Raw genomic sequence first — 22211 nt, 5'->3', positions numbered from 1 at the left:
CCAGCCTCCCGTTGGTCGCCGGTTTGGCCTCCGGAAGCCCGGCGGTGCGCATCTGGGACTGTGCCGCAGGGCACCTGCGGGAGGTCGGGACCATCAACGCTGATCGCCTGCCTCCTGCGGCGTGGCATCCGACCGAGCCTTCGCTCATGGTGGCCGGTGCGGACGGAGTGTTGCGATGGACGACCGCGGGACTCTCCGAAGTGGAGGGCGCGTCGGCCGACGCGGCGTACAGGGATCTGGCCTTCAGCCCGGACGGCCGGACGTTGTGGGCGTCGCCGTCGTCGCGCACGACGGGCTACAGCTCGGACGTCATCGACCTCGCCGCCGGAACGGTCGGCGCGGGGCCGTGGTGGGACACCGGGGTCGCGGTGCACCCGGCCGGCGGTCTGATGGTGACCTTCAGCAGCGATCAGGGTGCGACCCTCGGCCTCTTCGCGCGGGTCGACGGGAGCGCGATGCGCGTGGTCCGCCGGGCACTGATCCTGGACTTCGACGGGTACGAGACGCCGCTGTTCAGCCCGGACGGCGCTCACCTCGCGATCCGCGGCAACGCCTACGACAACTCGGTGGAGGTCTTCGCGTTCCCGTCGCTCGAACGGGTCCTGGCCACGACGCTCGGCGAGCCGAGCCCCGGATATCCGTATCCGCCGGAGTGGCTGGAACAGATGCAAGCGTGGTCGCGGCACAACCTGGCGTTCGCGGGCAGGCCCGGCGTGCTGTGGATCGGCACGCCGGCCGGAAGTCTTGTTCAGGTTGACGTGAACAGCTCGCAAGCCACCGCGCACGACGTGCTGACCGGCGCGGTGACCGCGCTGGCGACCACGGCGGCGGGTGAGCTCGTCGTAGCCGGTGACGAAGGCGACCTGCTGCTCCTGACGGTGGACGGTGCCGGCGGCGAAGCGTCGCCGGCCGGCGTGGCGGCCTTCCTGGACGCCACTTCCGATGTTCCCGACGACGGCGACCCGGAGCAGCATCTGGTCCTCACCGACGGTTCGCGCAGCTGGGAGCAGAATGACCTCGCGACCGTGACCACCGCCGAGACCACGGATCCGACGTGGCTGCGCATCCGGGCGGCCATGAATGCCGCGCCGGACCAGGCGACCTGATCTGCGAAGATCGCCCGATGGCATCCATCGAGGTAGCAGAACTGACGCCGGGCGAGTTCCGCCTGTACCTGGTAGCGGGCACGACGGCGGTGGACGGCGTGATCGTCGGACTCGGCCACGAGCCGAACGGCCGTTCTGGGCGGGCATGGTCGAGCTGATCGTGGCTACCGAGGCGCCGGAGCTCGATGGGCGGTTCTGGACCGATGCGGAAGCGGACGCTTTCCTCGCCCACAGCAAGGACCGGGCGGTGCTCGACGATCTGGCGGCCCGGCTCCGGACGGTCGCGGCCGACGAGGCCCGCCTACGCGGACTGATGGACCTTGCGACGAGCCGAGGCCACGCCTTCGACGACTGACCCGGGCCCTCGTTTCGATGAGTCAGCGAAGCGACAGAGCGTTCCGTGAACGAAACCGCTGCCCACGGTGACGAACAAGGTGACATGGCCACTGAGCGAGGAGCCGACACCTTGTATCCGATCCGAAAAATGAGTCTCATTCTGACCGCCGGCACCGTGGTGCTGACCGCCGCTGCCGTCCCGTCCATGGCGACCGCGGCCGCGCCACCCGCCGCCGGTACGGGACGGCTGGTCCAGCTGCACTCGCTGGGTGGCCAGGGGTCGTTCGCCAAAGCCGTGAACGAGCGTGGCGACATCATCGGCGCCAGCGTCGACGCCGGCGACAACTATCGGGCCGTGGTGTGGTGGCAGGGCCGGCGTACTCCGACCGCCCTGCCCGTCAAGGGCGCCACCGCCGGCGACATCAACGAGAAACGGCACATCGTCGGAGGCGTCGAGGCCGGACTGTTCCTGTGGCGCGGCGGCCGGTCCGTCAGCTATCTGAAGCGGCCCGCCGGGGCGTCGTTCGGGGCGACCTTCATCAACGAGCGCGACCAGGTCGCCGGCACCGCGACCGACAGCAGCGATGCCTCCCGCGCCTTCGTCTGGGCGCGTGGGCGGATGACGATGCTGGCGACACCCAAAGGCATGGACAGCCGGGCCGTCGGGATCAACAACCGGGGTCAGGTCATCGGTGTCCTCACCACGCCCGGCGTCTCCACCGAGCGGGCGGTGCTGTGGCAACAGGGCCGGATGACCGAGCTGGGCACCCTGGGCGGAGAGAGCAGCACGCCGACGGCGATCAACGACCGGGGTCAGGTGGCCGGCACCAGCGCGGTCGCCGGGTCGGCCGGTGACCACCCGTTCCTCTGGCAGCGCGGCCGGATGACCGACCTGCTCACCGGTACGGGCGCCACCGCCGGCCGGGTCGCGGACCTCAACCAGGCCGGGATGGTCACCGGCGCCGCCAGCTTCGGCGCCCATGACTCACGGCCGGTTGTCTGGCGGGCCGGCCGGATGCTCGACATCGGCCTGCCCGGGCACGTGGGCGCGGCCTTGGACATCAACGAGCGCGGCGACGTCACGGGTTACACGAGGGCGGACCCGCAGAGTTCCGCGGTGCCGTTCCGCTGGCGCAAGGGGCAGACCACGCTGTTCCCCGAGCCGGCCAGCGACATCGCGATCACCGTCATCGGCATCGACCGGCGCGGTGTCATCGTGGTGGACCAGGAGACCTCGCAGTTCGGCAACCTCGTCCTGCGGTCAGCCTGATCAGGTGAACCCACGCCGGGCGCTCAGTGCCCGGCGTGGGTCGTGCGCACGGAACCGGTCAGGAATCGAGAAGCGGCCGCCACCGCACCGCACATAGCGTGACCGCCGTGAGATCCCATCGCGGCGGCCCGCCGCAAGCTGGGGTCAGCCACTTCAGGAGGAGGTCCCCATGAACAAGTGGATCCGGCAGTTCCACCGCTGGCTCGCCATCGCCTTCACGGTGACGGTCATCGTCACGTTCGTCGCCCTCGCGCAGGAGGACCCGGTGGTGTGGGTGTCCTACGTGCCACTGCTCCCGCTGGCGTTGCTGCTGTTCTCCGGCCTGTACCTGTTCGCGCTGCCGTATCTCACCAAGCGGCGCAGCAGGCGGCGCCTCGCCGCTGACAGCTGAGGGGGCATGCGCAGCTCGCCTCTGAGAGCGGAGGCCGCACACGGCAATCGCGGCGCGGCGTCGCGTTGAGCGGACCCACCCGGTGCCGACGTCACCCGCGGCGCGGCGTCGCGTTGAGCGGACCCACCCGGTGCCGACGCCACGCGCGGCGCGGCGTCGCGCAGAGCGGATCCCCGCCAATCAGCGGCTGGCAGCGTCAGCGAGCGCCCGCTCCACCGGAACAGGACGCCCCAGATAGAACCCCTGCCCGAGCGGCACCCCACACTCAACCAGCGCATCTCGCTGCTGAGCCGACTCGATCCCCTCAGCGATAACCGTGCAGTTGTGCTCGCCGGCAAATTCCACCAGCGACCGGATCGAAGCACGACGAGCCCCCTCGGCCTCAACCCCGGCCAAAGATGCACGCCCCAACTTGAGGAAGCCCGGCTTCAACGACTCCATCCGAGCCAGAGTGTCGTAACCCGCACCCGCGTCATCGACCGCGATCCGAACCCCCGCAGGCAGGTTGTCCAGATCAGCACCCTCGGCATCAGAAATCTCCAGAATCAGCGGCCGCGCACTCTCCGCCAGCAGCGGCTCCAGCTCCCGGGGCCGCCGCAACAGATCACCGGAGACGTTGACCGCCAGCCATGTGTCCTCCGGCAGAGCGTTCGCCGAGGCCAACGCCGCCCGGATCAGCGCCGCGTCCAGGTCGATGTGCACACCCTGCGCCTGCGCCGCCGCCAGGCCGCGTTCCGGCCGGGTGCCGTCGGCGAACCGGGTGAGAGCCTCGTAACCCACCACCGTCCCCGACTTCAGCTCGAAGATCGGCTGGAAGACCGTGAAGAACGTGAACTCCTCGAACGAGTTCGACCGCGGCTGCGGATCCTGCGGCCCCCGCCGGGACCGGCCCCCGGCCGGCGCCTGAGCCGACCGGACCGCCACCAAGCCCGACGATCCCTTGTCGGAACGGTAATGCAGCACTGAGGCCCAATCACCGATCGCGCCGGTCGCCGCCATCGCGCGACCCTCCGAGTGGGTGGCCGGTGTCGGCTGCTTGCCGGCCACGCGGGAACGCTTGGGCTGCACCGGCCGGTACAGCCAGTTGCGCAGGTGTGTGACCAGGTCCACGACAGTGTTGCCGACCCCGACGAACGCCACCATCGCGTACGTGGCCAGCACCAGGTTGAGCCCGGCGAAGACCAGGTTGTCCCACTGGTGCAGCTGAACGTCACGCACAGCGGTCCAGGCGCACAGAGCGATCAGGGCCAGCGGCGCGATCAGGTACGTGGTTGCGGCCGTCGTCCGGTTGCGCACTTTCGGCGTACGTTTGAACGCGCTTTTCTCTCCGGTCAGCAGTTGCAGGATCGAGGCGAAGCTGCCGGAGAGGTTGACCGGCAACAGGATCAGGTTGAAGCCGTAGACCCGCAGCACGTCCAGCCGCTTGTAACCACAGGCTTTCAGGTCCGCGCTCATCATCAGGAAGTACGGCACCGACACCAGCAGCAGGATCGGGTTGAGCAGGTCGGCGTTGAACGGGTACGCCAGCATGACCACCAGGCACACGGAGCTCCAGAAGATGGAGGCCATGTAGTTCACCCGCAGGAACAGTTCACCGAAGCGGTTCTTCTTGCCCCGCGCCGCCCGCGCCCGGAACTGGTCCTTGAGCCGGGACAGAATCAGCAGACCGCCGTTGGCCCAGCGCTGGCGCTGGATGCACAGCGAGCCGAAGTCCGGCGGAGTGGCGCTGTACGCCATCCGTTCCGGGTAGTTGTAGAGCGTCCAGCCGTGCACCCCGAGGTCGATCGTCGACTCGGTGTCCTCGATGACCGTCCGGTCCTGGATGTAGCGGCTGATCTCCCAGTCACCCTCGTAGGCGACCTCGCGGATGTCGTCCAGGGCCTTCTTGCGCAGTACAGCGTTGGCGCCGACCCAGAACGTCGCGTCGTAGTGCGTCATGCCCTGGTGCACGATGTGCTGGATGTCGGTGGTGGCACCGGACATGCGCTCGATCCGCGTCGCCGAGCCCGGGAACGCGCTGTACGGCGTCTGCGCCACCGCGTCCCGCTCGTGCGCGCCCTGCTCCATCAGGTGCACCAGCCGCAGGCAGTATTCCGGGAGCAGCACGCTGTCGGCGTCCAGGGTCAGCACGTAGTCCGGGTCGGGCACGACCAGCTCGGCCTGCCCCGGCCCGGCCGGCACCAGCGCCACCCCGAGCGGGGTGCTGACCTCCTGGTAGCCGCCGCCCATCAGCCCGATGTAGCTGTTGAGGTTCATCGCCTTGTTCGCCTCGCTCGACAGCGAGACGTACCGCTTGCGCTCGAAGCTCGTCACCGAGGCGTCGAAGATGGCCAGCAGCCGCCGGTACAGCTGAGTCAGCCGTTCCACCGGCAGGGCGGCCTCCTCGTCGGCGCCGGAGCCCAGCGCCTCGGCGATCGTGCCGAGGTCCTCGGCCAGCGCGTTGAGGATGTGCTCGACGAAGAAGACGTCGGTGTGGTCGACCATGTCCTGTCGCCGGCCCAGGCCGATGAGCCAGCCTGCGGCGAACCGGTACTCGGCGGCCAGGTCACGCATGTCCTCGGTGGTGGCTGCGCGCTCGTCGCGCTCGGCGAGGGCTTCTTCGAACCGTTCGTACGCCGCCTGCACCCGACCGTACGGGACACTCAGCTCGGCCTCGAGCGCGCCTGGCAGCGCCCGGGCGGCCAGGAGCAGGTCGCGGGCCGCGCGGGTCCGGGGTTGCTGCGGGTCGTCGATGAGCAGCACGACCCGCAGGCCGGGATACTCCTGCAGCGCCGCGGACAGTAGCGTGGTGCGGATGACCCGCTCGTCCTCCTGGTACGAGGGCACGATGACCGTCACCGACGGTGTCGTCCCCTGCAGGAAGTTGTCCAGGACGATGCGCGGCGCCCGGTGGTGGGCCCGGGTGCGGTAGAAGTAGCCGATCCGGGTGATCAGGTACGCCGTCGCGGAGGCGGCCAGCCCGGTCACCACGATCAGGTAGACGATCGCCTCGATGGCCAGCCGCGCCGTGCTCGCCCGTCCGGCGATGAACTGCTGGATCACCGTACCGATGACGTAGCAGGCCCAGACGGTGATGGTCAGCACGATCGCGAGCCGGCCCCGGGCGATGCGGCCCTCGGAGATCGCCGGCGGCACCAGCGGATGCGGCGCCGACCGCCGGTCGGCGCCCCACTGGCGCGGGGCGTCCGGACGGCGCTGGTCCACCGGGTTGCGCTGCATCAGGTCGCCCTTCACTGTCGTACGGCACCGGCCATCGGCGGACCTGTCGCGCCCGTTCGACCTCCCATCGGCGTTCTCGGACCCGTTCTTAAAGGTTTGCCCGCCCCGGCCTTCAGTTGCCGGGGAATCTGCCGATCCGAGAGCTGGAGGGGTCCGCCCCGACGCCCCACGATCGAGAGGCCGCCCATGCTCACCGACCGCGCCGTCCCGCTGTCCGTGCGGCCGGAGGACGACCCGCTCGCCGACCCGGACTGGCAGGAACCGGAGGCTCCGGCCGAGCGCCTGTCCTGGCTGCGGCTCGGCTTCCTGGTGCTGGTGCTGGCCGGGCTCGGAGCCGGCGGCACGGTCGCGGTGCTGCACCTGCGCGACGCGGCCGGCCCGACCGCGAAGTCGTGGGCCGTACCTTATGTTGACGTCACCCTGACCCCGACGTTCGAGTTCCAGGACCCGGCGGCGAACCCGGCCAACGACGTGGCTCTGGCCTTCGTCGTGGCTGACCCCAAGGACGGTTGCGCGCCCAGCTGGGGCGGCGCCTACACCCCGGACGAGGCGGCGGCCTCGCTGGAGCTGGACCGCCGGATCAGCCAGCTGCGCTCGGCCGGCGGCAACATCCTGCTCAGCGTGGGCGGCCTGACCAACACCGAGCTCGCGGTGGCCTGCACCGACCAGGCCCGGCTGACCGCTGCCTACCGGCAGCTGGTGCGCCGCTACGACGTGCAGACCTTGGACCTGGACATCGAGGGTACGGCGGTAGCGGACCAGGCGTCCTTGCAGCGGCGCGCGCTCGCCCTGGCGACGTTGCAGGCTGAACGGGCCTCGGCGGGCAAGCCGCTGGCGGTGTGGCTGACCCTGCCGGTTGCGCCGGACGGCCTGACCGCCGACGGGCTGGGCGCGGTACGCGCGACGCTGGAGGGCGGCGTCTCGCTGCGCGGCGTCAACGTGATGACCATGGACTTCGGCTCGGAGGCGGGCTCCGACCCCGACATGCTGGAGCTGAGCACCCGGGCGCTGGAGTCGACCCACCGCCAGCTCTCGGACCTCTACCTGCGGCTGGGTGTGCAGCTCACCTCGCCGCAGGTGTGGTCCCGGATCGGGGCCACCCCGATGATCGGGCAGAACGACGTCGACGCCGAGCGGTTCACCGTCGACGACGCGCGCGGGCTGGCCACGTTCGCCGTCGACAAAGGGCTGGGCCGGGTGTCGATGTGGTCGCTGAACCGCGACGCCCGGTGCCGCGGCACCTTCACGAACGTGGTCGTGCACTCCAACACCTGCAGCGGCGTGGCCCAGGAGGCGCTGGCCTTCTCGTCGGTCTTCGCGGGCCTGCCCGGCAGCGCGGTCGGCACCTCCGGTCGCGATTCCGTGGCCATCCCGGACCAGGCGCCCATCGTCGACGACCCGGAGACCAGCCCGTACCCGGTGTGGCGGCTCACCGCCCAGTACGTGAGCGGTTACAAGGTGGTCTGGCACGGCGTCGTCTACGAGGCGAAGTGGGTCAACCAGGGCTTCGACCCGTCGGCGACGGGCGACGGTTCCAACCCGACACCGTGGTCGGTGATCGGCCCGGTGGGCCCGTCGGAGAAGGCGCCCCGCCCGAGCCCGGCGGTGACCGGGGTGACCGACAAGTGGGACCCGGCGACGGTCTACGCCCGGGGGGACCGGGTGCTGTTCGACGCGCTGCCGTACCAGGCCCGATGGTCGACGAAGGGTGACGCGCCCTCGACCGAGTATCCGACCAACCCGGACGACCCGTGGCAGCCGCTGTTCACGGTGCCGGGGGAGCCGCCGACGAACTGACCCCTCCGGGCGTGGCACTATGCCCGTTTGATGCGCGCCGGCGCTTCTGGGGGAGTTCGCATGCTTGCGGTTCGGGTGGCGAGGGTGTTCGACGGCGAACGGATGCACGACGGCGGCGCGGTGGTGCTCGTGTCCGGCGGCCGGATCGCCGAGGTGCGGTTCGGCACGGACGCGGTGCCCGACGGCCTGACAGCGTCCGAAGCGCCGGACGGCACGTTGCTGCCCGGGCTGATTGATGCTCACGTCCACCTGAGCGCGGACAGCTCTCCCGGTGCGCTCGACCGGCTGGCCGACCTGCCGGATGCCGAGGTGTCCGGGGTGATCGAGGCGTCGTTGCGTGCCCAGCTGGCCGCAGGCGTGACCGCGGTCCGGGACCTGGGCGACCGGCGCGATGCGGTGCTGGCCTGGCGGGCCGCGGCGAGTGCGGGCCTGCCTGTCGTGGTGGCCTCGGGCGCACCGCTGACGACGGTCGGTGGGCACTGCTGGTCGCTGGGCGGTGAGGTCAGGGGCGTGGCGGAGATCCGTGCCGCGATCCGGGAGCGGGCTGCCGCGGGCGCCGACCTGGTGAAGATCATGGCGAGCGGTGGCGTGTTCACTCCGGGGACGGACACCACGAGGCCGCAGTTCACCGACGACGAGCTGACCGCGGCCGTACGGGAAGCTCACGACCAGGGCCTGCCGATCACCGCGCATGCGCATGCCACCTCCGCCGTCCGGCAGGCGGTGCGGGCCGGGGTCGACGGCATCGAACACTGCACCTGCGTGACGGCCACGGGGACCCGGGTCGAGGACGACCTGGCAGCCGCGCTCGCCGAGGCGGAGATCGCGGTGTGCGCCACGCTGGGCTCGGATCCCGCCGTGGTGGTGCCGCCGGCCGTGCTGGCCATGGCCGAGCGTGCCGGTCTCACCCAGGCCGGCCTGCAGGACGGGGCCGCGCGGCTGTACCGGGCCGGAGTGCGCCTCGTGGCCGGCTCGGACGCCGGGATCGGCCCGGCCAAGCCGCACGGCATCCTGCCCGCCACCATCGCGGAGTACGTGGACTCCGGCATCGACCCGGCCGCCGCCCTGGCCGCGGCCACGTCGATCGCCGCGGAGGTCTGCGGCCTGGGCGAGCACAAGGGCCGCATCCGCCCGGGCTTCGACGCCGATCTCGTGCTCGTGGAAGGCGATCCCACCCGGGACATCACGACTCTGGCCCGGCCGCGGACGGTGTACCTGGCCGGTGCGCCGGCTGCCTGAACCTGAGGTCATCATGCTCCGGCTGACCTGAGGACGCACCGCGCCACCCGGCTCTGGCCGACAGCTTCCGCGCTGCGCCTCAGGCCGGCGCCGGTCGCTTTCGCGCTGCGGCTAGGCCGGCGCCGGTCGCTTCCGCGCTGCGGCTAGGGCGGCGCCGGTCGCTTCCGCGCTGCGCCTCAGGCCGGCGCCGGTCGCTTTTGCGCTGCGGCTAGGGCGGCGCCGGTCGCTTCCGCGCTGCGCCTCAGGCCGGCGCCGGTCGCTTTTGCGCTGTGGCTCGGGGCGGCGCCGGTCGCTTCCGCGCTGCGGCTAGGGCCGGCGCCGACAGCTTCCACGCTGCGGCTCAGGCCGGCATCGGCCGCGGATGGCGTGACGTGGCCGTCGGCTCGAGGCGCATGAGCTCGGCGGTCGCCCCCGCGTCCCCGAGCCGCTTGGCGAGCTGCTGCCATTCGGTGTCGGCGCTGAGCCGCTTCTCCGCCTCTGCCCACTCCTCCCGGTCGGCAAAGACCGCCAGCGCGACCACGTGGTTGCCGTCGCGTACCGGCAGCCGCGGGAACGTGTTGGCGCTCGGCTCGGTGCGCCACATGGCCACCGGCACGCCGAGCACCCGCTGGAGCACCTCGTGTCCGCGGCCGGTCACCGCCGCCTCGAGGTCGGAGCCGGCTGGGAGCGACCACGCCAGAGTGATCACCCACGCCGGGTCGGCCGTCGGTCCCGGGGCTCCGGCGGTAACCGCAGGACCCGGGCGATGAGCCGGCGAGGTCGGGCGCAGCAGCAGCACGTCATCGCTGTCGATCATGGTGGCGTTGGCGGCGTCCCGATGCTCCAGCCACACCGGCCCGAGGTAGAAGTCCTCCAGCGCCTCCTGGCGTTGCGCCATGGACGTGAAGCCGCGGAACCACACGAAACGATCCGGGTCGTCCCGGTCCCGGAACTGCCCGCCCAGCCGCATGCCCGACCGCTCCAGGCCGTCGACCAACCACCGCTGGAACACCTCCTGGAGCTCGTCGAACGTGCCCGGCCGCAGCGTGTACCGGCGCATCTCGACGACGTCGCAGCCGGCCAGGTCGGTGGCCACGGTGTTCTGCTGATTCCGCACGGGCTCCCCCATCTGTAACAATGTGTGTTACTCATTATGGGGGGAGGCCAGCCATGGCCGGCAACAGTCGTCTCACCGTGGCCGTGCACGCCCTGTGCTGGCTCGCGCTGGCCCGGCGGCACGGCCACCCCGGGCTGACCAGCGATCAGATCGCCGCGAGCCTGGACAGCAACCCGGTCGCCGTACGCCGGGCACTCGGGCCCCTGCGCGACGCCGGCCTGGTCACCGCCGACCTAGGCCCCGGCGGCGGCTGGTCGCTGGGCCGGCCGGCCGCCGGCATCACGCTCGCCGACGTGTACGCCGTGGTCGAGCCGGGCGCCGTCTTCGCCCCGCACCCGCACCGGCCGAGCCAGGAATGTCCCGTGGGCTACGGCATCGGACCGGTTCTCGGGGACATCTACGACGGGGTGGCCCGGGCCGTGGCCGGCGAGCTGTCCCGGCACACGATCGACCACCTGCTGGACACCCTGCTGCGCACGCACCCCCTGCCCACCGAGTGGGCCGGAATACCCGCTGCCGGCGGCCGGCCGGCCCAGCGACCAACCGCCCCCGGAGCCGGGGCCGCCGCCGGGGCCGGGGCCGCCGCCGGGGCCGGGGCCGCCGCCGGGGCCGGGGCCGGGGCCGCCGCCGGGGCCGGCGTGTCTAGCGGTCGTCCCGGCGCGGCGCGAGGTGGTCCAGCGGCAGCGGCCCCCGGCTCTTGACGGTACGGATCGCGAAAGTGCTGCGCGCGTCGATGACGGACGGGATGGCGAGGATGCGGTCCAGCAGCAGCCGTTCGTACGCGGCGAGCGTCGGCACCGCCACCTCCACCAGGAAGTCCGAGTGGCCGGAGATGACGTGACAAGCCACCACGCCGGAGATGGCGGTCAGGGCGCGTTCGATCCGCTCGGAGGTCTCCTGTGAGTGCCGCTCGGCCTTCAGCTCGACGAAGACGGTGAGCTCCAGCCCCAGCCGGGCGCGGTCCAGCTCGGCCCGGTAGCCGGCGATGATCCCGTTCTCCTCCAGGGCCCGCAGCCGGCGCAGGCACGCCGACGGTGACAGCGACACCGCGTCGGCCAGGTCGACGTTGGCGATGCGTCCGTCGTGCTGGAGCCGCTCCAGGATCGCGCGGTCGGTGGCGTCGTACAGAGGCATTCGAACATTATGGCGCGCCAAGCCGGTTCTGCGACATGATCGTGCTCCGCCCACGCTCTGCAGCGGCATCTTTGCCATCGCGTGCGGTCCGGTACGGAACAAAATTGCGGCATGAAGCTCAGCGTCACCCGGGGCGTGGCCCTCTACGTCGGTGCCCTGCTCGGCCCCGGTCTGCTCGTCCTGCCCGGACTGGCCGCGGCGGCCGCCGGCCCGGCCTCGATCCTCGCGTGGATCGGCCTGCTGATCCTGTCCGGCCTGCTCGCCGTGGTCTTCGCCGCCCTGGGCGTGGCCCGGCCCTCGGACGGCGGGGCCGCCACGTACGTGCGGGCCGGGCTCGGGATGCGGGCCGGCCGCGCCGCCTCCTGGTGCTTCCTCGCCGGCATCATCACCGGAGCACCCGTCGTCTGCCACATGGGCGCCGGCTACCTCGCCGCCCTGCTCGGCGCCGGTCGGGAGGCCACCGCGCTGGCCGGCGCCGGCCTGCTCCTGGTCGTGCTCGCCGTGACCATGTGCGGAGTGCGGGCCTCGACGACGGTGCAGCTCGCGTTGATCGGTGTGCTCGTCGTCGTGGTCATCGTGGCCGTCGCCGGCGCGGTGCCGAGCTCGGCCGCCCGCAACTGGCAGCCGTTCGCGCCGCACGGCTGGCCGGCCGTCGGGTCGGCGGCCGCCCTGCTGATGCTGTCCTTCGTCGGCTGGGAGGCGATCGCCCCGCTCACCGCGCGGTTCACCGATCCCCGTCGGCAGTTGCCCAAGGTCATCGGGATCGCCTTCGCGGTGACGACCGTCGTCTACCTGTCGCTGGCCGCCGTCACCGTCGCCGCGCTCGGCCCGCGCGCCGGCACGGAGGTGCCGCTGGCCGCCCTGCTGTCGCTGTCCTTCGGCTCCGCGGGTTCGGCCGTGGCGGCGGGCGCCGCGATTGCCCTGACCGTCAGCACGACCAACGCGTACTTCACCGGCGGCGCCACCCTGGCCCGGAGCCTCACCGCCCCCGGCCGCCGGCGCTGGGCCGATCGCCTGGTCATCCCGCCGTGGCTGCTGACCGTCATGCTGACCGCCGAACTCGTCGCGACCTGGCTGCTCGGCACCGGCACGGTCCCGGTCTCGGCCATGCTCACCGTGCCGAGCGCCTTCTTCCTCGCCGTCTATCTCGGCTGCACCGTGGCCGGCTGGCGCACCCTCACCGGGGCCTCGCGCACTGTTGCCGCCGTCGCCACGGTGGCCGTCGCCGCCGTCCTGCTCCTCACCGGATACGCCCTGATACCGGCCCTGCTCGTGACGGCTGCGACGGCAATGTGGCCGGCCGGCCGCGCGGGCGTGGTCACATCCCGGCCGGCAGATGCCGGTCGAGGAAGTCGACGACAGCGCGAGCCAGCGCGGTCCGGTGATCGGACAGCGCGTGATCGGTCTCGAAGAGCCGGTGTTCCAGCCGATCGAGCGGAAACTCCCGGTACAGCCGCACCAGCGGGTGGTGATGCGTGTCGGCGGGCGTGACGGGATCGCGGCCCGTGCCGACGAGCAGCACCGGCCGGTCGGCCAGCCGCGGCGCGAGCCCGCCCAGGCTCCACGCCGGGCCGGCGGCCTCCATCTCCCGCACGAGTGCCTCGCCGCTGGTGTCCCGCAACGGCAGCAGATCGTCGTCGAAGGCCTCGACGTATCCGGCGCGGATCGCCGGGTCCTGGCAGGCCGCCGCGGCCGCGCCGAAGTCGAAACCGGCGATCGAGGCCACCGCGCCGACCCGCGGATCCGCGGCCGCGGTCATGAGGGCGGCGAACCCGCCGAGGCTGTGACCGACCACAGCGACCCGGGAAGGGTCCAGCCGGTGCGCGCCGGCCATGGCGTCCCCGCGTACGGCGTCCACGACAGCGGCCGCGTCCTCGAGCACGTGGCCCCAGGACCAGGAACCGTCCACGCCCCAGGAGCCGCGGTAGTGGAACACGAGGGCCGCGTAGCCCGCCCGCCGCAGCGCCTGGGCCAGGTCGAAGTTGCGCTCGTTGCCCGGGAACCCGTGCAGGACCACGACCACCGGGTGCGGGCCCGGTCCCGCCGGCAGGTGCAGAACGCCCAGCAGCGTGTGGCCGCCGCTGGCGAACCGCACCGCGGGCGTGGTGGCCGGCGGCGTGAGGGACGGCGGGAAGTCCGCCTCAGAACAAGCGGCTGTCATGGCGATTCCTTTCCGGTGCGCGCTCGGTCGGTACCACGTAACCACCGGCATCCGAGCGGAAGGACCGTCGTACCGTGGCCCTGACTTTCAGTATTTTTCTTCCCACCGGTTTCGGGCAGGAGTTTGCCCGCTTCACCGACCCGGTCCAGGCCTACGAGACGCTGACCCGGATCGCCCGCGCGGCGGACGAGCTCGGCTACGGAACGCTGTGGGCACCCGACCACCTCACCACGATCCCGCCGTCGGCGGAAATGGTCTTCGAGTCCTGGTCGGTGCTGACCGGCCTGGCCCGCGACACCACCCGGGTCCGGGTCGGGCAGCTGGTCACCGGCAACAGCTACCGCAACCCCGCCCTGCAGGCCAAGATGGCGTCCACCGTGGACGTGCTCTCCGGCGGCCGGCTCACGCTGGGGATCGGCGCGGGCTGGTACGAGCCGGACTACATCGGGTACGGCTACGAGTTCGGCACCGCGGGCGACCGGCTCCGTCGGCTCGGCGAGGCAGCGCAGATCATCCTCTCGCTGTGGACGGAGAAGGAGACGACCTTCGACGGCAAGTACTACCAGTTGCGCGGAGCGGTCAACGAGCCCAAGGGCGTCCAGTCGCCGCACATCCCGCTGATGATCGCCGGCGGCGGTGAGAAGGTCACCCTGCGACTGGTCGCGAGGTACGCCGACGCCTGCAACGTGATGGATTCGCCCGCTGTCCTGGCGCACAAGTACGCGGTGCTGCGCGCGCACTGCGAAGAGGTCGGGCGGGACTACGAAAGCATCCTGCGCACGGCGACGACGGTGTGCATCATCCGGGACACCGACGCTGAGGCCCGTGCCGCGGTGCCGCCCGGCATCGAGTTCGCCTATCCGGGCGACCTGGGCGGGTACGGGCTCGTCGGGACGGTGGCCACGGTCCGTGAGCGGATCGCCGCCTACGAGGCCGCCGGGGTCCAGGAACTCATCGTCGGCTTCGACGATCCGACCGACGTGGAGCAGGTCCGCGGTTTCGCGGAGGAATTCCTCAGTTGACAGGCCGCAGCCACTCCTCGAACTCCTGCGGCGTGCGGACGCCGTGCTCCAGCACCGCGGTGTAGATCTCGAAACCGCTCACCTCGTCCGGATACTCCGGACGCCGGTGCCACACGTCTTTGATGCGCAGAATGGTCAGCCGCTGGACGGTGGTGAGCGAGGCGGCCAGGTCCCGGTGGTACGCCGTCACGTTCGCGTGATCGTCGTACAGCCAGACCGACAGGTCGACGCGCCACGCGCCGACACGCAGCGGCAGGTGGAACCGCTCGTCACGCTGCTCACCGGTGGGCGAGCGTTCCCCGCGTTCGTCGGCGCAGGCGAAGCTGGTGAGACCGGGCAGCTCGACGGCGCGGCCGAGCAGCCCCAGCACGTCGTGCGGTCCGAACGACGGCCCGCCGAGCAGCATCACGTCGAGGTCGCGCCACACCATCAGCCCGGACACGAAGCTGCCGGTCGGCGCGAGCGGTCCCAGGATGCCGAGCCGGGACAGCAGTTCGGCCCCCTCGGCCTGCAAGGCGGCCTGTCGTTCGAGCAGTTCCTGGTCACCCATGACGTCGTCCTACACCAGCGGGCAATCCCATGCCTTCGGCGCGCTGTGCCGGGCCGGCTGCTCGTCTGCCCACGCCGCCGGCACGTCGTCCGGCACCGTCACGATCACGAGCGACTGCGCGGCCTCGGGCTGCGCTGCCGGCTCGGGACCGGCGACGACCATCGTGATCACGGCGGCGAGGGAAACGAGTGCGGCACTGACGGCGGTTCTGATCCGCATGGCACAGCTCCTGACGTCTTCGGGCGAGGCGTGTGGGCGTCAACCGTGCGTCCAAGGTTAGGCCGACCGCACGAGCGGCTGGGAGGACCTGGCATCGGGGGTACTGACAGACCCTCCCGGGCCGGCCACCCGCGGCACAGCTGAACGCCCCGGGCGCCCGCGGTGGCGGGGGACCGGGGCGTGCCGGACGGGAGATCAGTCGCGGGCGCCGGTCAGGTGCGGGCGCAGGGCCAGGATCAGGCCGAGGCAGCCGTAGCCGAGCGCGGCGTGGGTGGCCCCGATGTACTGGGCCACGCCCATGCCGAATATGGCGAAGGACGGCACGGTCACCACGGCCCAGCTCTCGGCGACCAGCGGCCACACCCGGGCCAGGCCCCGCCAGCGGCCGGCCACCGCGATCTTCACGCCGATCACGAACATGCCGAGCATGGACAGCGGCCAGAACGCGTCCAGCACCGCCAGCCACAGGTCGTCGCGGAAGGCGGGCACGGCCCCGTGCAGGATCGTCCAGAGCGTGGCCAGGGCGAGCAGGACGTACTCGACGCGCAGCATGCCCCGGGCGAGCCGGGTGGTGCCCGTGGCGGCGGTCCGCAGCTGGGTGGTGACCAGGGCGAAGAGACTGAACTGGAAGGGCAGTGAGCCGAGGTCGATGAGGGTGATGCCGGTCGGGTCGGTGGTCTGCGGGTTGACCGCGTACATGGTGGCGGCCCAGATCGCGCCGCCGGCGGCGACGAACCAGCCGGTGCGGCGCACGCTCGCCGCGGAGGCGGCGGGCCGGTCCGGGCCGGCGGCGGAGACATCGGTACGGGCCGGCACGGCGCTGGTGCTGATCGACATGGTGAGTCCTCTCGTTGAGCGGCGGCGGTGCGGTGTGCGCCGCGACGAGGAGAACTCTGTCCGGGACGCGTCCCGGGCCGGCAGGGCCGCGCGCCCCCGACCCGGTCCCGCGGATCGTCCCGGGTCGCCCGGGACACCGGTCTCGGGACCGCGGGACGCCTGGGCTGCGACGATGACCCGGTGGAAGAGCACGGACGCGCGCGCCCCGCGCACACCGCGGTCGGCGTGTCGGCCGTTCTGCTGTCGATCGCCGCCACCGTCGTCGCGGCGGTGCTGGACGTCGCCGTACCGGCCGCGCACCGCGCCGTCACGGTGCTCGAACCCGGCTCGATCTCCGGCATCCCCGGTCTCGCCCTGACCGTGCCGGGTGCCCTGCTGCTGCGCCGCCGGCCGCGGCACCCGCTCGCCTGGGTGCTGCTCGTGACCGGGGTGCACTGGAGTCTCGACGGGCTCGCCTCGTCCTGGCTGGCCTACGCCACGCTCACCGATCCGGCCCGGCCCGGCGCCGCCCTGGCCTTCTGGGTCTACCAGCGGCTGGGTGCCGCGCTGCTGCTGTCGCTGCCGGTGGTGCTGCTGCTCTACCCGTACGGGCGGCTGCCGCGCGGCCGATGGCGGCTCGCCTCGCTGGCCGGGCTGGCCAGCACCGCGCTGCTGCCGCTGGTGCTGCTGCTGGTGCCCTCCGGGCTGGCCCAGGCCGACGCGGGCGGCCCGATCCCGGCGCCGTTCGCCGGTCTGGACCTCGACCTCACCACGGTGTGGCTGCCCGACGGTGTGTGGACCGCCCTGCTCGGCGTGGCCGGTGCGCTGGTGCCGGTCAGCCTGGTCGTGCCGGTCGCAGTGGTGATGGGCCGGTACCGTCGCTCGGCCGGCGACCCGCAGCGCCGGGCCCGGATGCGCTGGCTGCTGTGGGCGGCCGTGGTCGCCACCCTGGTGATGCTCTCCACCCTGGTGCTGCCGCCGGCGTGGACGTCGATCGGGCTGACCACCTCGGTCGCGCTGACCGGGATCGCCCTGGTGATCGGCATCGTGCGCCCGCAGCTCGTCGACATCGACCGGCTGCTCGGCGGGACGGTGCTCTACGGCGCCCTGGCGGTCAGCGTGCTCGCCGTCGATGCCTGCGTCCTGGGCCTGACGAGTGCCGTGCTGGGCGAACGGCTCGCCGAACGGGACGCGGCGGTGCTGGCCCTGCTCGTGGTGGCCGCCGGGTACGGGCCGCTGCGGCACCGGCTGTGGCTGCTCGTGCGTCGGGTCGTGCTGGGCCGGCGCGACGACCCGTACGGTGTCGTCGCCGGGCTGGCCGAGCAGCTGGAACGCTCCGACAGCCCGGAGGACCAGCTGCTCGCCGTCGCCCGCAGCGTGGCCGAGGCGTTCCGTTCGCCGTACGTGTCGGTCGAGGTGGACCGGGCCGGCGGGGACCGGATCGTCGCCGCGCACGGGCAGCCGCCGGCCCAGACGCAGGTGCTGCCGATCACCTACCGGGGTGAGGCCGTCGGCCGGCTGGTGCTGCCCCGCGGTGGCGCCCGGGCCGTGCTGTCCGCGCGCGACGAGCGGCTGCTCGGTGACGTGGTGCGCCAGGCCGCTTTCGCCGCCCGTACCGCGCACCTGGCCCGTGAGCTGCAGCGCAGCCGGGAGCAGATCGTCTCCGCCCGGGAGGAGGAGCGCCGCCGGTTGCGCCGTGACCTGCACGACGGGCTGGGTCCGGCGCTGGGCGGGGTGGCGCTGCGCATCGACGCGGCCCGCAACCTGGCGGTGCGTGACCCGCAGCAGGCCGACGCACTGTTGCGCCAGGCCCGCGACGACGTCACGGCGGCTCTGGCCGACGTCCGGCGGCTGGTGCACGACCTGCGCCCGCCGGCCCTGGACGACGTGGGACTGCTCGGCGCGGTACGGCAGCAGGCCGCCCGGCTGCGCGCGCCGGGGCTCAGCGTCACCGTCGACGGCGGCGACGGGCTCGACACGCTGCCGGCGGCGGTCGAGGTGGCCGCGTACCGGATCGCCTCCGAGGCCCTGACCAACGTGGCCCGGCACGCGGGCGCGCGCACCTGCCGGGTCCGCCTGGAGGTCACCGGCGGCGACCTCGTCGTCGAGGTGGCCGACGACGGCGCCGGCATCCCGGCCGGCACCCCCTCCGGGGTGGGACTCGTGTCGCTGCGCGAACGGGCTGCTGAGCTGGGCGGCGACTGCCGGATAGAGTGCCCCGACGAACAAGGCACGGTGGTACGCGCGCGGCTGCCGCTCGCTGTCACGGAGGTGGGGGCATGACCGAGGAGCCGGTACGGGTACTGGTCGCCGACGACCATCCGATCTTCCGCGACGGCCTGGCCATGCTGCTCACCTCGGTGGCCGGCGTCGAGGTGGTCGGCACCGCGGCCAACGGCGCCGAGGCGGTCGCGGAGGCGGTCCGGTTGCTGCCCGACGTGGTCGTGATGGACGTGCAGATGCCCGAGCTCAACGGGGTGGAGGCGACCCGGCGGCTCGCGCTGGAGGCACCCTCGGTGGGCGTGGTCGTGCTGACCATGTCGGAGGACGACGGCACAGTGTTCGCCGCGGTCCGCGCCGGCGCCCGCGGCTACCTGGTGAAGGGCGCCGAGCAGGAGGAGATCGTCCGGGCGATCACCACGGTGGCGGCCGGCGGCGTGGTCTTCGGGGCCAGCCTCGCGGCGCGCATCGCCGAGTTCTTCGCCGCCGGCCCGCCCGCCCCCACGGCGGCGTTCCCGCAGCTCACCGCCCGGGAACGGGAGATCCTCGAGCTGCTCGCCGCGGGCCGGTCGAACGGCCAGATCGCCGCCGCGCTGTACCTGTCACCGAAGACGGTCCGCAACAACGTCTCCAACGTGTTCGCCAAGCTCCAGGTGGCCGACCGGGCGGAGGCGATCGTCCGGGCCCGCGAGGCCGGCCTCGGCCACTGATCCCGTCGCGGCCCCGGCGTCAGGACATCAGGTCGCGTCAGGACATCAGGTCGACCAGCGCGTCGCCGTCCGTGGTGCGCCGGAGCCGGACCCGGCGGCCCCGGCGATCCCGGACGATTCGGCGTCACCATCGAGCTGGGGGCCGGCTGGTACCAAGGCTTCCGGTACGGCTGGGCCCGGGTCAGCGCCGCAACGACGGAACGACTGCACCGCCGAGTGGTGACGCTGTCCTGAGGGGGAGCCGGCCCGGACCGGGCCGGCTCCCGTGGCCGGTCAGCCGCCGTGCTCGTGCGGTGCGCCGATCGTGGTGAGCAGCGCCGCCAGGGCCGCCACGGTGAGGATCACCAGGGCGATGCGCTGCCAGGTCCAGGTGTGGATCATGTTTCACCTCCTCCGCGTCGCCGGGTTCGCCGATCATGATCACGGTCCCGGCGGCCCGCAGCGGCTGCGGCCAGCCGGCGATGCCCACGGCCAGCCAGCCCAGGACGGCGAGGAAGACCACCGCGAGCAACGGCAACCTCTCGGTGACGGTGTTGTGCATGAGCTGCACGGCCGCCGCGATCCACACCAGCCAGACGGCCCTCGTCGCGAGAACGCGCAGCCCGGCGAGGCGCCCACCCAGCAGATAGCCGAGGGCGACACCGGCGGCGGGCGGGGCGGTCGTCAGCATCAGCATCCGCATCGCCATGATCGGGCCTCCTGGATCGCCGCCGGTGTCCTCGATCCTTTGCCCGGCCGGGCCGGACGACCAGGCAGGCACCCGGCAGCCGACCGGCAATCCGGCCGCCCATGAAGGTGGGCGAGCGGAGAGACTGGGGCATGACTTCTTCGTTTCCCGCGCTGGTCGCCCGCACCCAGGGATTCACACTCGGCCGCCCGCGCCGGTTCGCGGTGGCCCCCGACGGCTCCCGGGTGCTCTTCCTGCGCTCGCGCGGCGGGGCCGACCCGGTGGGCGATCTCTGGGCGTACGAGGTCGCCACCGGGACGGAACGCCTGCTGGTGGACGCGACGGCGCTCGGGGCAGCCGACGGCATGCCGCTGTCCGAGCGCGAGCGGGCCCGGCGGGAACGGGCCCGGGACCGGTCCGCGGGCATCGGCTCCTACGCCACCGACGCCGCCGTACGCACAGCCGTGTTCACCCTGGCCGGCCGGCTGTACGCGGTCGACGTGGCCTCCGCGAAGGTCACCGACCTGGGCGCGCGGGAGCCGGCCGCCGAGGCCCGGATCGACCCGACCGGCCGCACGGTCGCGTACGTGTGCGAGGCCGAGCTGCGGGTGGTCGGCCGCGACGGCAAGGACGACCGGCCGCTGGCCGAACCCGACGGTCCCGAGGTGACGTGGGGCCTGCCCGAGCACGAGGCGTCCGAGTCGATGGACCGGTTCGAGGGCTACTGGTGGTCGCCGGACGGCCGCAGCCTGGTCGCGGCCCGGGTGGACGACACCCCGGTGCAGATCTGGTACGTCGCCGACCCGGGCCGCCCCGAGCAGCCGCCGACCGCCCTGCGCTACCCGTCCGCGGGAACGCCGAACGCCGACGTCAGCCTGCACGTGCTCGGCCTGGACGGCAGCCGTACGCCGGTGGCCTGGGACCGGGCCGAATTCGAGTACGTGACCCGGGTGGTGTGGGACGCGACCGGGCTGCTGGTCGTCGTGCAGAACAGGCGCCAGACCGTGCTGCGGGTGCTGGCCGCCGATCCCGCGACCGGCGCCACCACGGTGCGGCAGGAGAACACCGACCCGGAATGGACGACGATCGTCACGGGCATCCCCGCGCACACCGCGTCGGGATCCCTGCTGTGGAGCGTGGACGACCGCGACACCCGGCGGCTCACCGTCGACGGCGTACCGGTCACGCCGCCCGGCCTGCAGCTGGACGAAGTGCTCGCGGTCGACGGCGACACCGTGCTGTTCGCCGCACGGCAGAATCCGGCCGAACGGCACCTGTGGACCTGGTCAGCGGCGGCCGGCCCGGCCCGGATCACCACGACCCCCGGACTGTACGGCGGGCGCCGCGCCGGCGGTGTGACCGTGGTGGACGCGCAGACCCTCGACGGCGAGACGGTCACCGTCGACGGACGCGAGCTGCGGAGTCTCGCGGCTGAACCGCCGGTCCGCCCGGCACCGCAGCTCCTGACCCTGGGGGAGCGGGACCTGCGGACGGCGGTGCTGTTCCCCACCGGTCACGAACCGGGTGCGGCCCGGCTGCCGGTGCTGATGGACCCGTACGGTGGCTCGGCCGCGCAGCGGGCCGTCGCCGCCCGCTCCCGGTACTGGGCCGCCCAGTGGTTCGCCGACCAGGGCTTCGCGGTGATCGTCGCGGACGGCCGGGGCACGCCCGGGCGCGGACCCCGCTGGGAACGCGCCCGCGCCGGCGACCACGCCGGCCCCCGCCTGCAGGACCAGGTGGACGCGCTGCACGCCGCCGCCGGGCGGTTCCCCGACCTGGACCTGGACCGGGTGGGCATCCGCGGCTGGTCGGCCGGCGGCTACCTGGCGGCCCTGGCGGTCCTGCGCCGCCCCGACGTGTTCCACGCCGCCGTGGCCGGCGCCCCGGTGACCGACCAGCTGCTCTACAGCTCCCACTGGCAGGAGCGCACGCTGGGCCTGCCGGCCGAGAACCCCGAGGGGTACGCACACGGCTCACTGATCGCCGACGCCCCGAAGCTGCGCCGGCCGCTGCTGCTGGTGCACGGCATGATCGACGACAACGTGCTGCCGGTGCACACGATGAAACTGTCCGCGGCGCTGGTGGCGGCGGGCCGCCCGCACACCGTGCTGCCCCTGCCGGGCGTGACCCACATGGGTGCGTCGGTGCCGGGCCTCTGGGAGTACGAGCTGGCCTTCCTGCGGCAGTCCCTCGGCATCGCCCCCTGACGCCGCTCAACCGCCGGCGGCGGCCAGGGTGTGCCGGTGGCCTGACCAGGG

At 72.8% G+C, this 22211-nt stretch carries 20 protein-coding genes and 1 pseudogene; 14 read left to right on the top strand and 7 right to left on the bottom strand.

Features of this window, described 5'->3' with window-relative positions; all coding sequences use genetic code 11:
- Positions 1–146 precede the first annotated feature (146 nt).
- From ACZ6S4_RS11815 to ACZ6S4_RS11795, 5 genes are all read left to right on the top strand, one after another.
- Complete coding sequence (locus tag ACZ6S4_RS11815; protein ID WP_465474901.1) at positions 147–1106, top strand: TolB family protein; 960 nt, start codon at positions 147–149, stop codon at positions 1104–1106.
- A 17-nt stretch (positions 1107–1123) separates the two neighbouring features.
- Positions 1124–1264 (top strand): hypothetical protein, encoded by a 141-nt coding sequence (locus tag ACZ6S4_RS11810; RefSeq protein WP_465474900.1) that lies wholly within the window; start codon positions 1124–1126, stop codon positions 1262–1264.
- A complete protein-coding gene (locus tag ACZ6S4_RS11805; protein ID WP_465474899.1) occupies positions 1252–1461 on the top strand; it encodes an Imm51 family immunity protein in 210 nt (69 codons plus the stop codon). The genes ACZ6S4_RS11810 and ACZ6S4_RS11805 overlap by 13 nt, the downstream gene beginning before the upstream one ends.
- A gap of 129 nt (positions 1462–1590) precedes the next feature.
- On the top strand, positions 1591–2712 hold the full coding sequence (locus ACZ6S4_RS11800; RefSeq protein ID WP_465474898.1) for a hypothetical protein: 1122 nt from the start codon (positions 1591–1593) through the stop codon (positions 2710–2712).
- 169 nt (positions 2713–2881) lie between these two features.
- On the top strand, positions 2882–3103 hold the full coding sequence (locus tag ACZ6S4_RS11795; RefSeq protein ID WP_465474897.1) for a hypothetical protein: 222 nt from the start codon (positions 2882–2884) through the stop codon (positions 3101–3103).
- A gap of 180 nt (positions 3104–3283) precedes the next feature.
- On the opposite strand, the gene ACZ6S4_RS11790 is transcribed toward ACZ6S4_RS11795, so the two are convergent.
- Entirely contained in the window at positions 3284–6337 is a 3054-nt protein-coding gene (locus ACZ6S4_RS11790; RefSeq protein ID WP_465474896.1) for an EAL domain-containing protein, read from the bottom strand.
- 171 nt (positions 6338–6508) lie between these two features.
- Here ACZ6S4_RS11790 and ACZ6S4_RS11785 point away from each other — a divergent pair, with 171 nt between their 5' ends.
- Both ACZ6S4_RS11785 and ACZ6S4_RS11780 read left to right on the top strand, forming a co-directional pair.
- On the top strand, positions 6509–8119 hold the full coding sequence (locus ACZ6S4_RS11785) for a chitinase (RefSeq protein ID WP_465474895.1): 1611 nt from the start codon (positions 6509–6511) through the stop codon (positions 8117–8119).
- A 60-nt stretch (positions 8120–8179) separates the two neighbouring features.
- The gene (locus ACZ6S4_RS11780; RefSeq protein WP_465474894.1) at positions 8180–9358 is read left to right on the top strand and encodes an amidohydrolase family protein; all 1179 of its coding nucleotides are present in this window, start codon (positions 8180–8182) and stop codon (positions 9356–9358) included.
- Positions 9359–9698: 340 nt separating this feature from the next.
- Here the strand turns inward: ACZ6S4_RS11780 and ACZ6S4_RS11775 are convergent, their stop codons facing one another.
- Positions 9699–10466: an NIPSNAP family protein gene (locus tag ACZ6S4_RS11775; protein WP_465474893.1), complete on the bottom strand. Its 768-nt coding sequence runs from the start codon at positions 10464–10466 to the stop codon at positions 9699–9701.
- Between the two features lie 41 nt (positions 10467–10507).
- Between ACZ6S4_RS11775 and ACZ6S4_RS11770 the strand changes: the two genes are divergently transcribed.
- Positions 10508–11155 (top strand): Rrf2 family transcriptional regulator, encoded by a 648-nt coding sequence (locus ACZ6S4_RS11770; protein ID WP_465474892.1) that lies wholly within the window; start codon positions 10508–10510, stop codon positions 11153–11155.
- Here ACZ6S4_RS11770 and ACZ6S4_RS11765 read toward each other — a convergent pair.
- Positions 11097–11588 carry an Lrp/AsnC family transcriptional regulator gene (locus ACZ6S4_RS11765; protein WP_360556522.1) on the bottom strand — a complete coding sequence of 164 codons (492 nt, stop codon included), beginning with the start codon at positions 11586–11588 and terminating at the stop codon, positions 11097–11099. The two genes, ACZ6S4_RS11770 and ACZ6S4_RS11765, sit on opposite strands and share 59 nt — an antisense overlap.
- A 111-nt stretch (positions 11589–11699) precedes the next feature.
- Between ACZ6S4_RS11765 and ACZ6S4_RS11760 the strand changes: the two are divergent.
- Positions 11700–12821 (top strand): annotated as a pseudogene (locus ACZ6S4_RS11760) (APC family permease); the annotation flags it as partial.
- Between the two features lie 85 nt (positions 12822–12906).
- Here the strand turns inward: ACZ6S4_RS11760 and ACZ6S4_RS11755 are convergent.
- The gene (locus tag ACZ6S4_RS11755) at positions 12907–13749 is read right to left on the bottom strand and encodes an alpha/beta hydrolase family protein (RefSeq protein WP_465474891.1); all 843 of its coding nucleotides are present in this window, start codon (positions 13747–13749) and stop codon (positions 12907–12909) included.
- Between the two features lie 74 nt (positions 13750–13823).
- Here ACZ6S4_RS11755 and ACZ6S4_RS11750 point away from each other — a divergent pair, with 74 nt between their 5' ends.
- Complete coding sequence (locus tag ACZ6S4_RS11750; RefSeq protein ID WP_465474890.1) at positions 13824–14771, top strand: LLM class F420-dependent oxidoreductase; 948 nt, start codon at positions 13824–13826, stop codon at positions 14769–14771.
- Here the strand turns inward: ACZ6S4_RS11750 and ACZ6S4_RS11745 are convergent.
- The 3 genes from ACZ6S4_RS11745 to ACZ6S4_RS11735 form a co-directional block, all read right to left on the bottom strand.
- Entirely contained in the window at positions 14764–15321 is a 558-nt protein-coding gene (locus tag ACZ6S4_RS11745) for a hypothetical protein (protein WP_465474889.1), read from the bottom strand. The genes ACZ6S4_RS11750 and ACZ6S4_RS11745 overlap by 8 nt on opposite strands.
- Before the next feature lie 9 nt (positions 15322–15330).
- Complete coding sequence (locus ACZ6S4_RS11740; RefSeq protein WP_465474888.1) at positions 15331–15540, bottom strand: hypothetical protein; 210 nt, start codon at positions 15538–15540, stop codon at positions 15331–15333.
- 195 nt (positions 15541–15735) lie between these two features.
- Complete coding sequence (locus ACZ6S4_RS11735) at positions 15736–16377, bottom strand: hypothetical protein (RefSeq protein ID WP_465474887.1); 642 nt, start codon at positions 16375–16377, stop codon at positions 15736–15738.
- Positions 16378–16557: 180 nt separating this feature from the next.
- On the opposite strand from ACZ6S4_RS11735, the gene ACZ6S4_RS11730 reads away from it, so the two are divergent.
- The 4 genes from ACZ6S4_RS11730 (at position 16558) to ACZ6S4_RS11715 (ending at position 22160) form a co-directional block, all read left to right on the top strand.
- Entirely contained in the window at positions 16558–18639 is a 2082-nt protein-coding gene (locus ACZ6S4_RS11730; protein WP_465474886.1) for a sensor histidine kinase, read from the top strand.
- Positions 18636–19286 carry a response regulator gene (locus tag ACZ6S4_RS11725; RefSeq protein WP_465474885.1) on the top strand — a complete coding sequence of 217 codons (651 nt, stop codon included), beginning with the start codon at positions 18636–18638 and terminating at the stop codon, positions 19284–19286. The genes ACZ6S4_RS11730 and ACZ6S4_RS11725 overlap by 4 nt, the downstream gene beginning before the upstream one ends.
- A gap of 379 nt (positions 19287–19665) precedes the next feature.
- Positions 19666–20079 (top strand): hypothetical protein, encoded by a 414-nt coding sequence (locus ACZ6S4_RS11720; protein ID WP_465474884.1) that lies wholly within the window; start codon positions 19666–19668, stop codon positions 20077–20079.
- A 26-nt stretch (positions 20080–20105) separates the two neighbouring features.
- Positions 20106–22160 (top strand): S9 family peptidase, encoded by a 2055-nt coding sequence (locus ACZ6S4_RS11715; protein WP_465474883.1) that lies wholly within the window; start codon positions 20106–20108, stop codon positions 22158–22160.
- Positions 22161–22211 lie beyond the last annotated feature (51 nt).

It is taken from the genome of Actinoplanes sp. NPDC051405 (assembly GCF_055586185.1).
The sequence above is the reverse complement of the archived record's forward strand: the minus strand, read 5'-3'. Positions and strand labels throughout refer to the sequence as shown.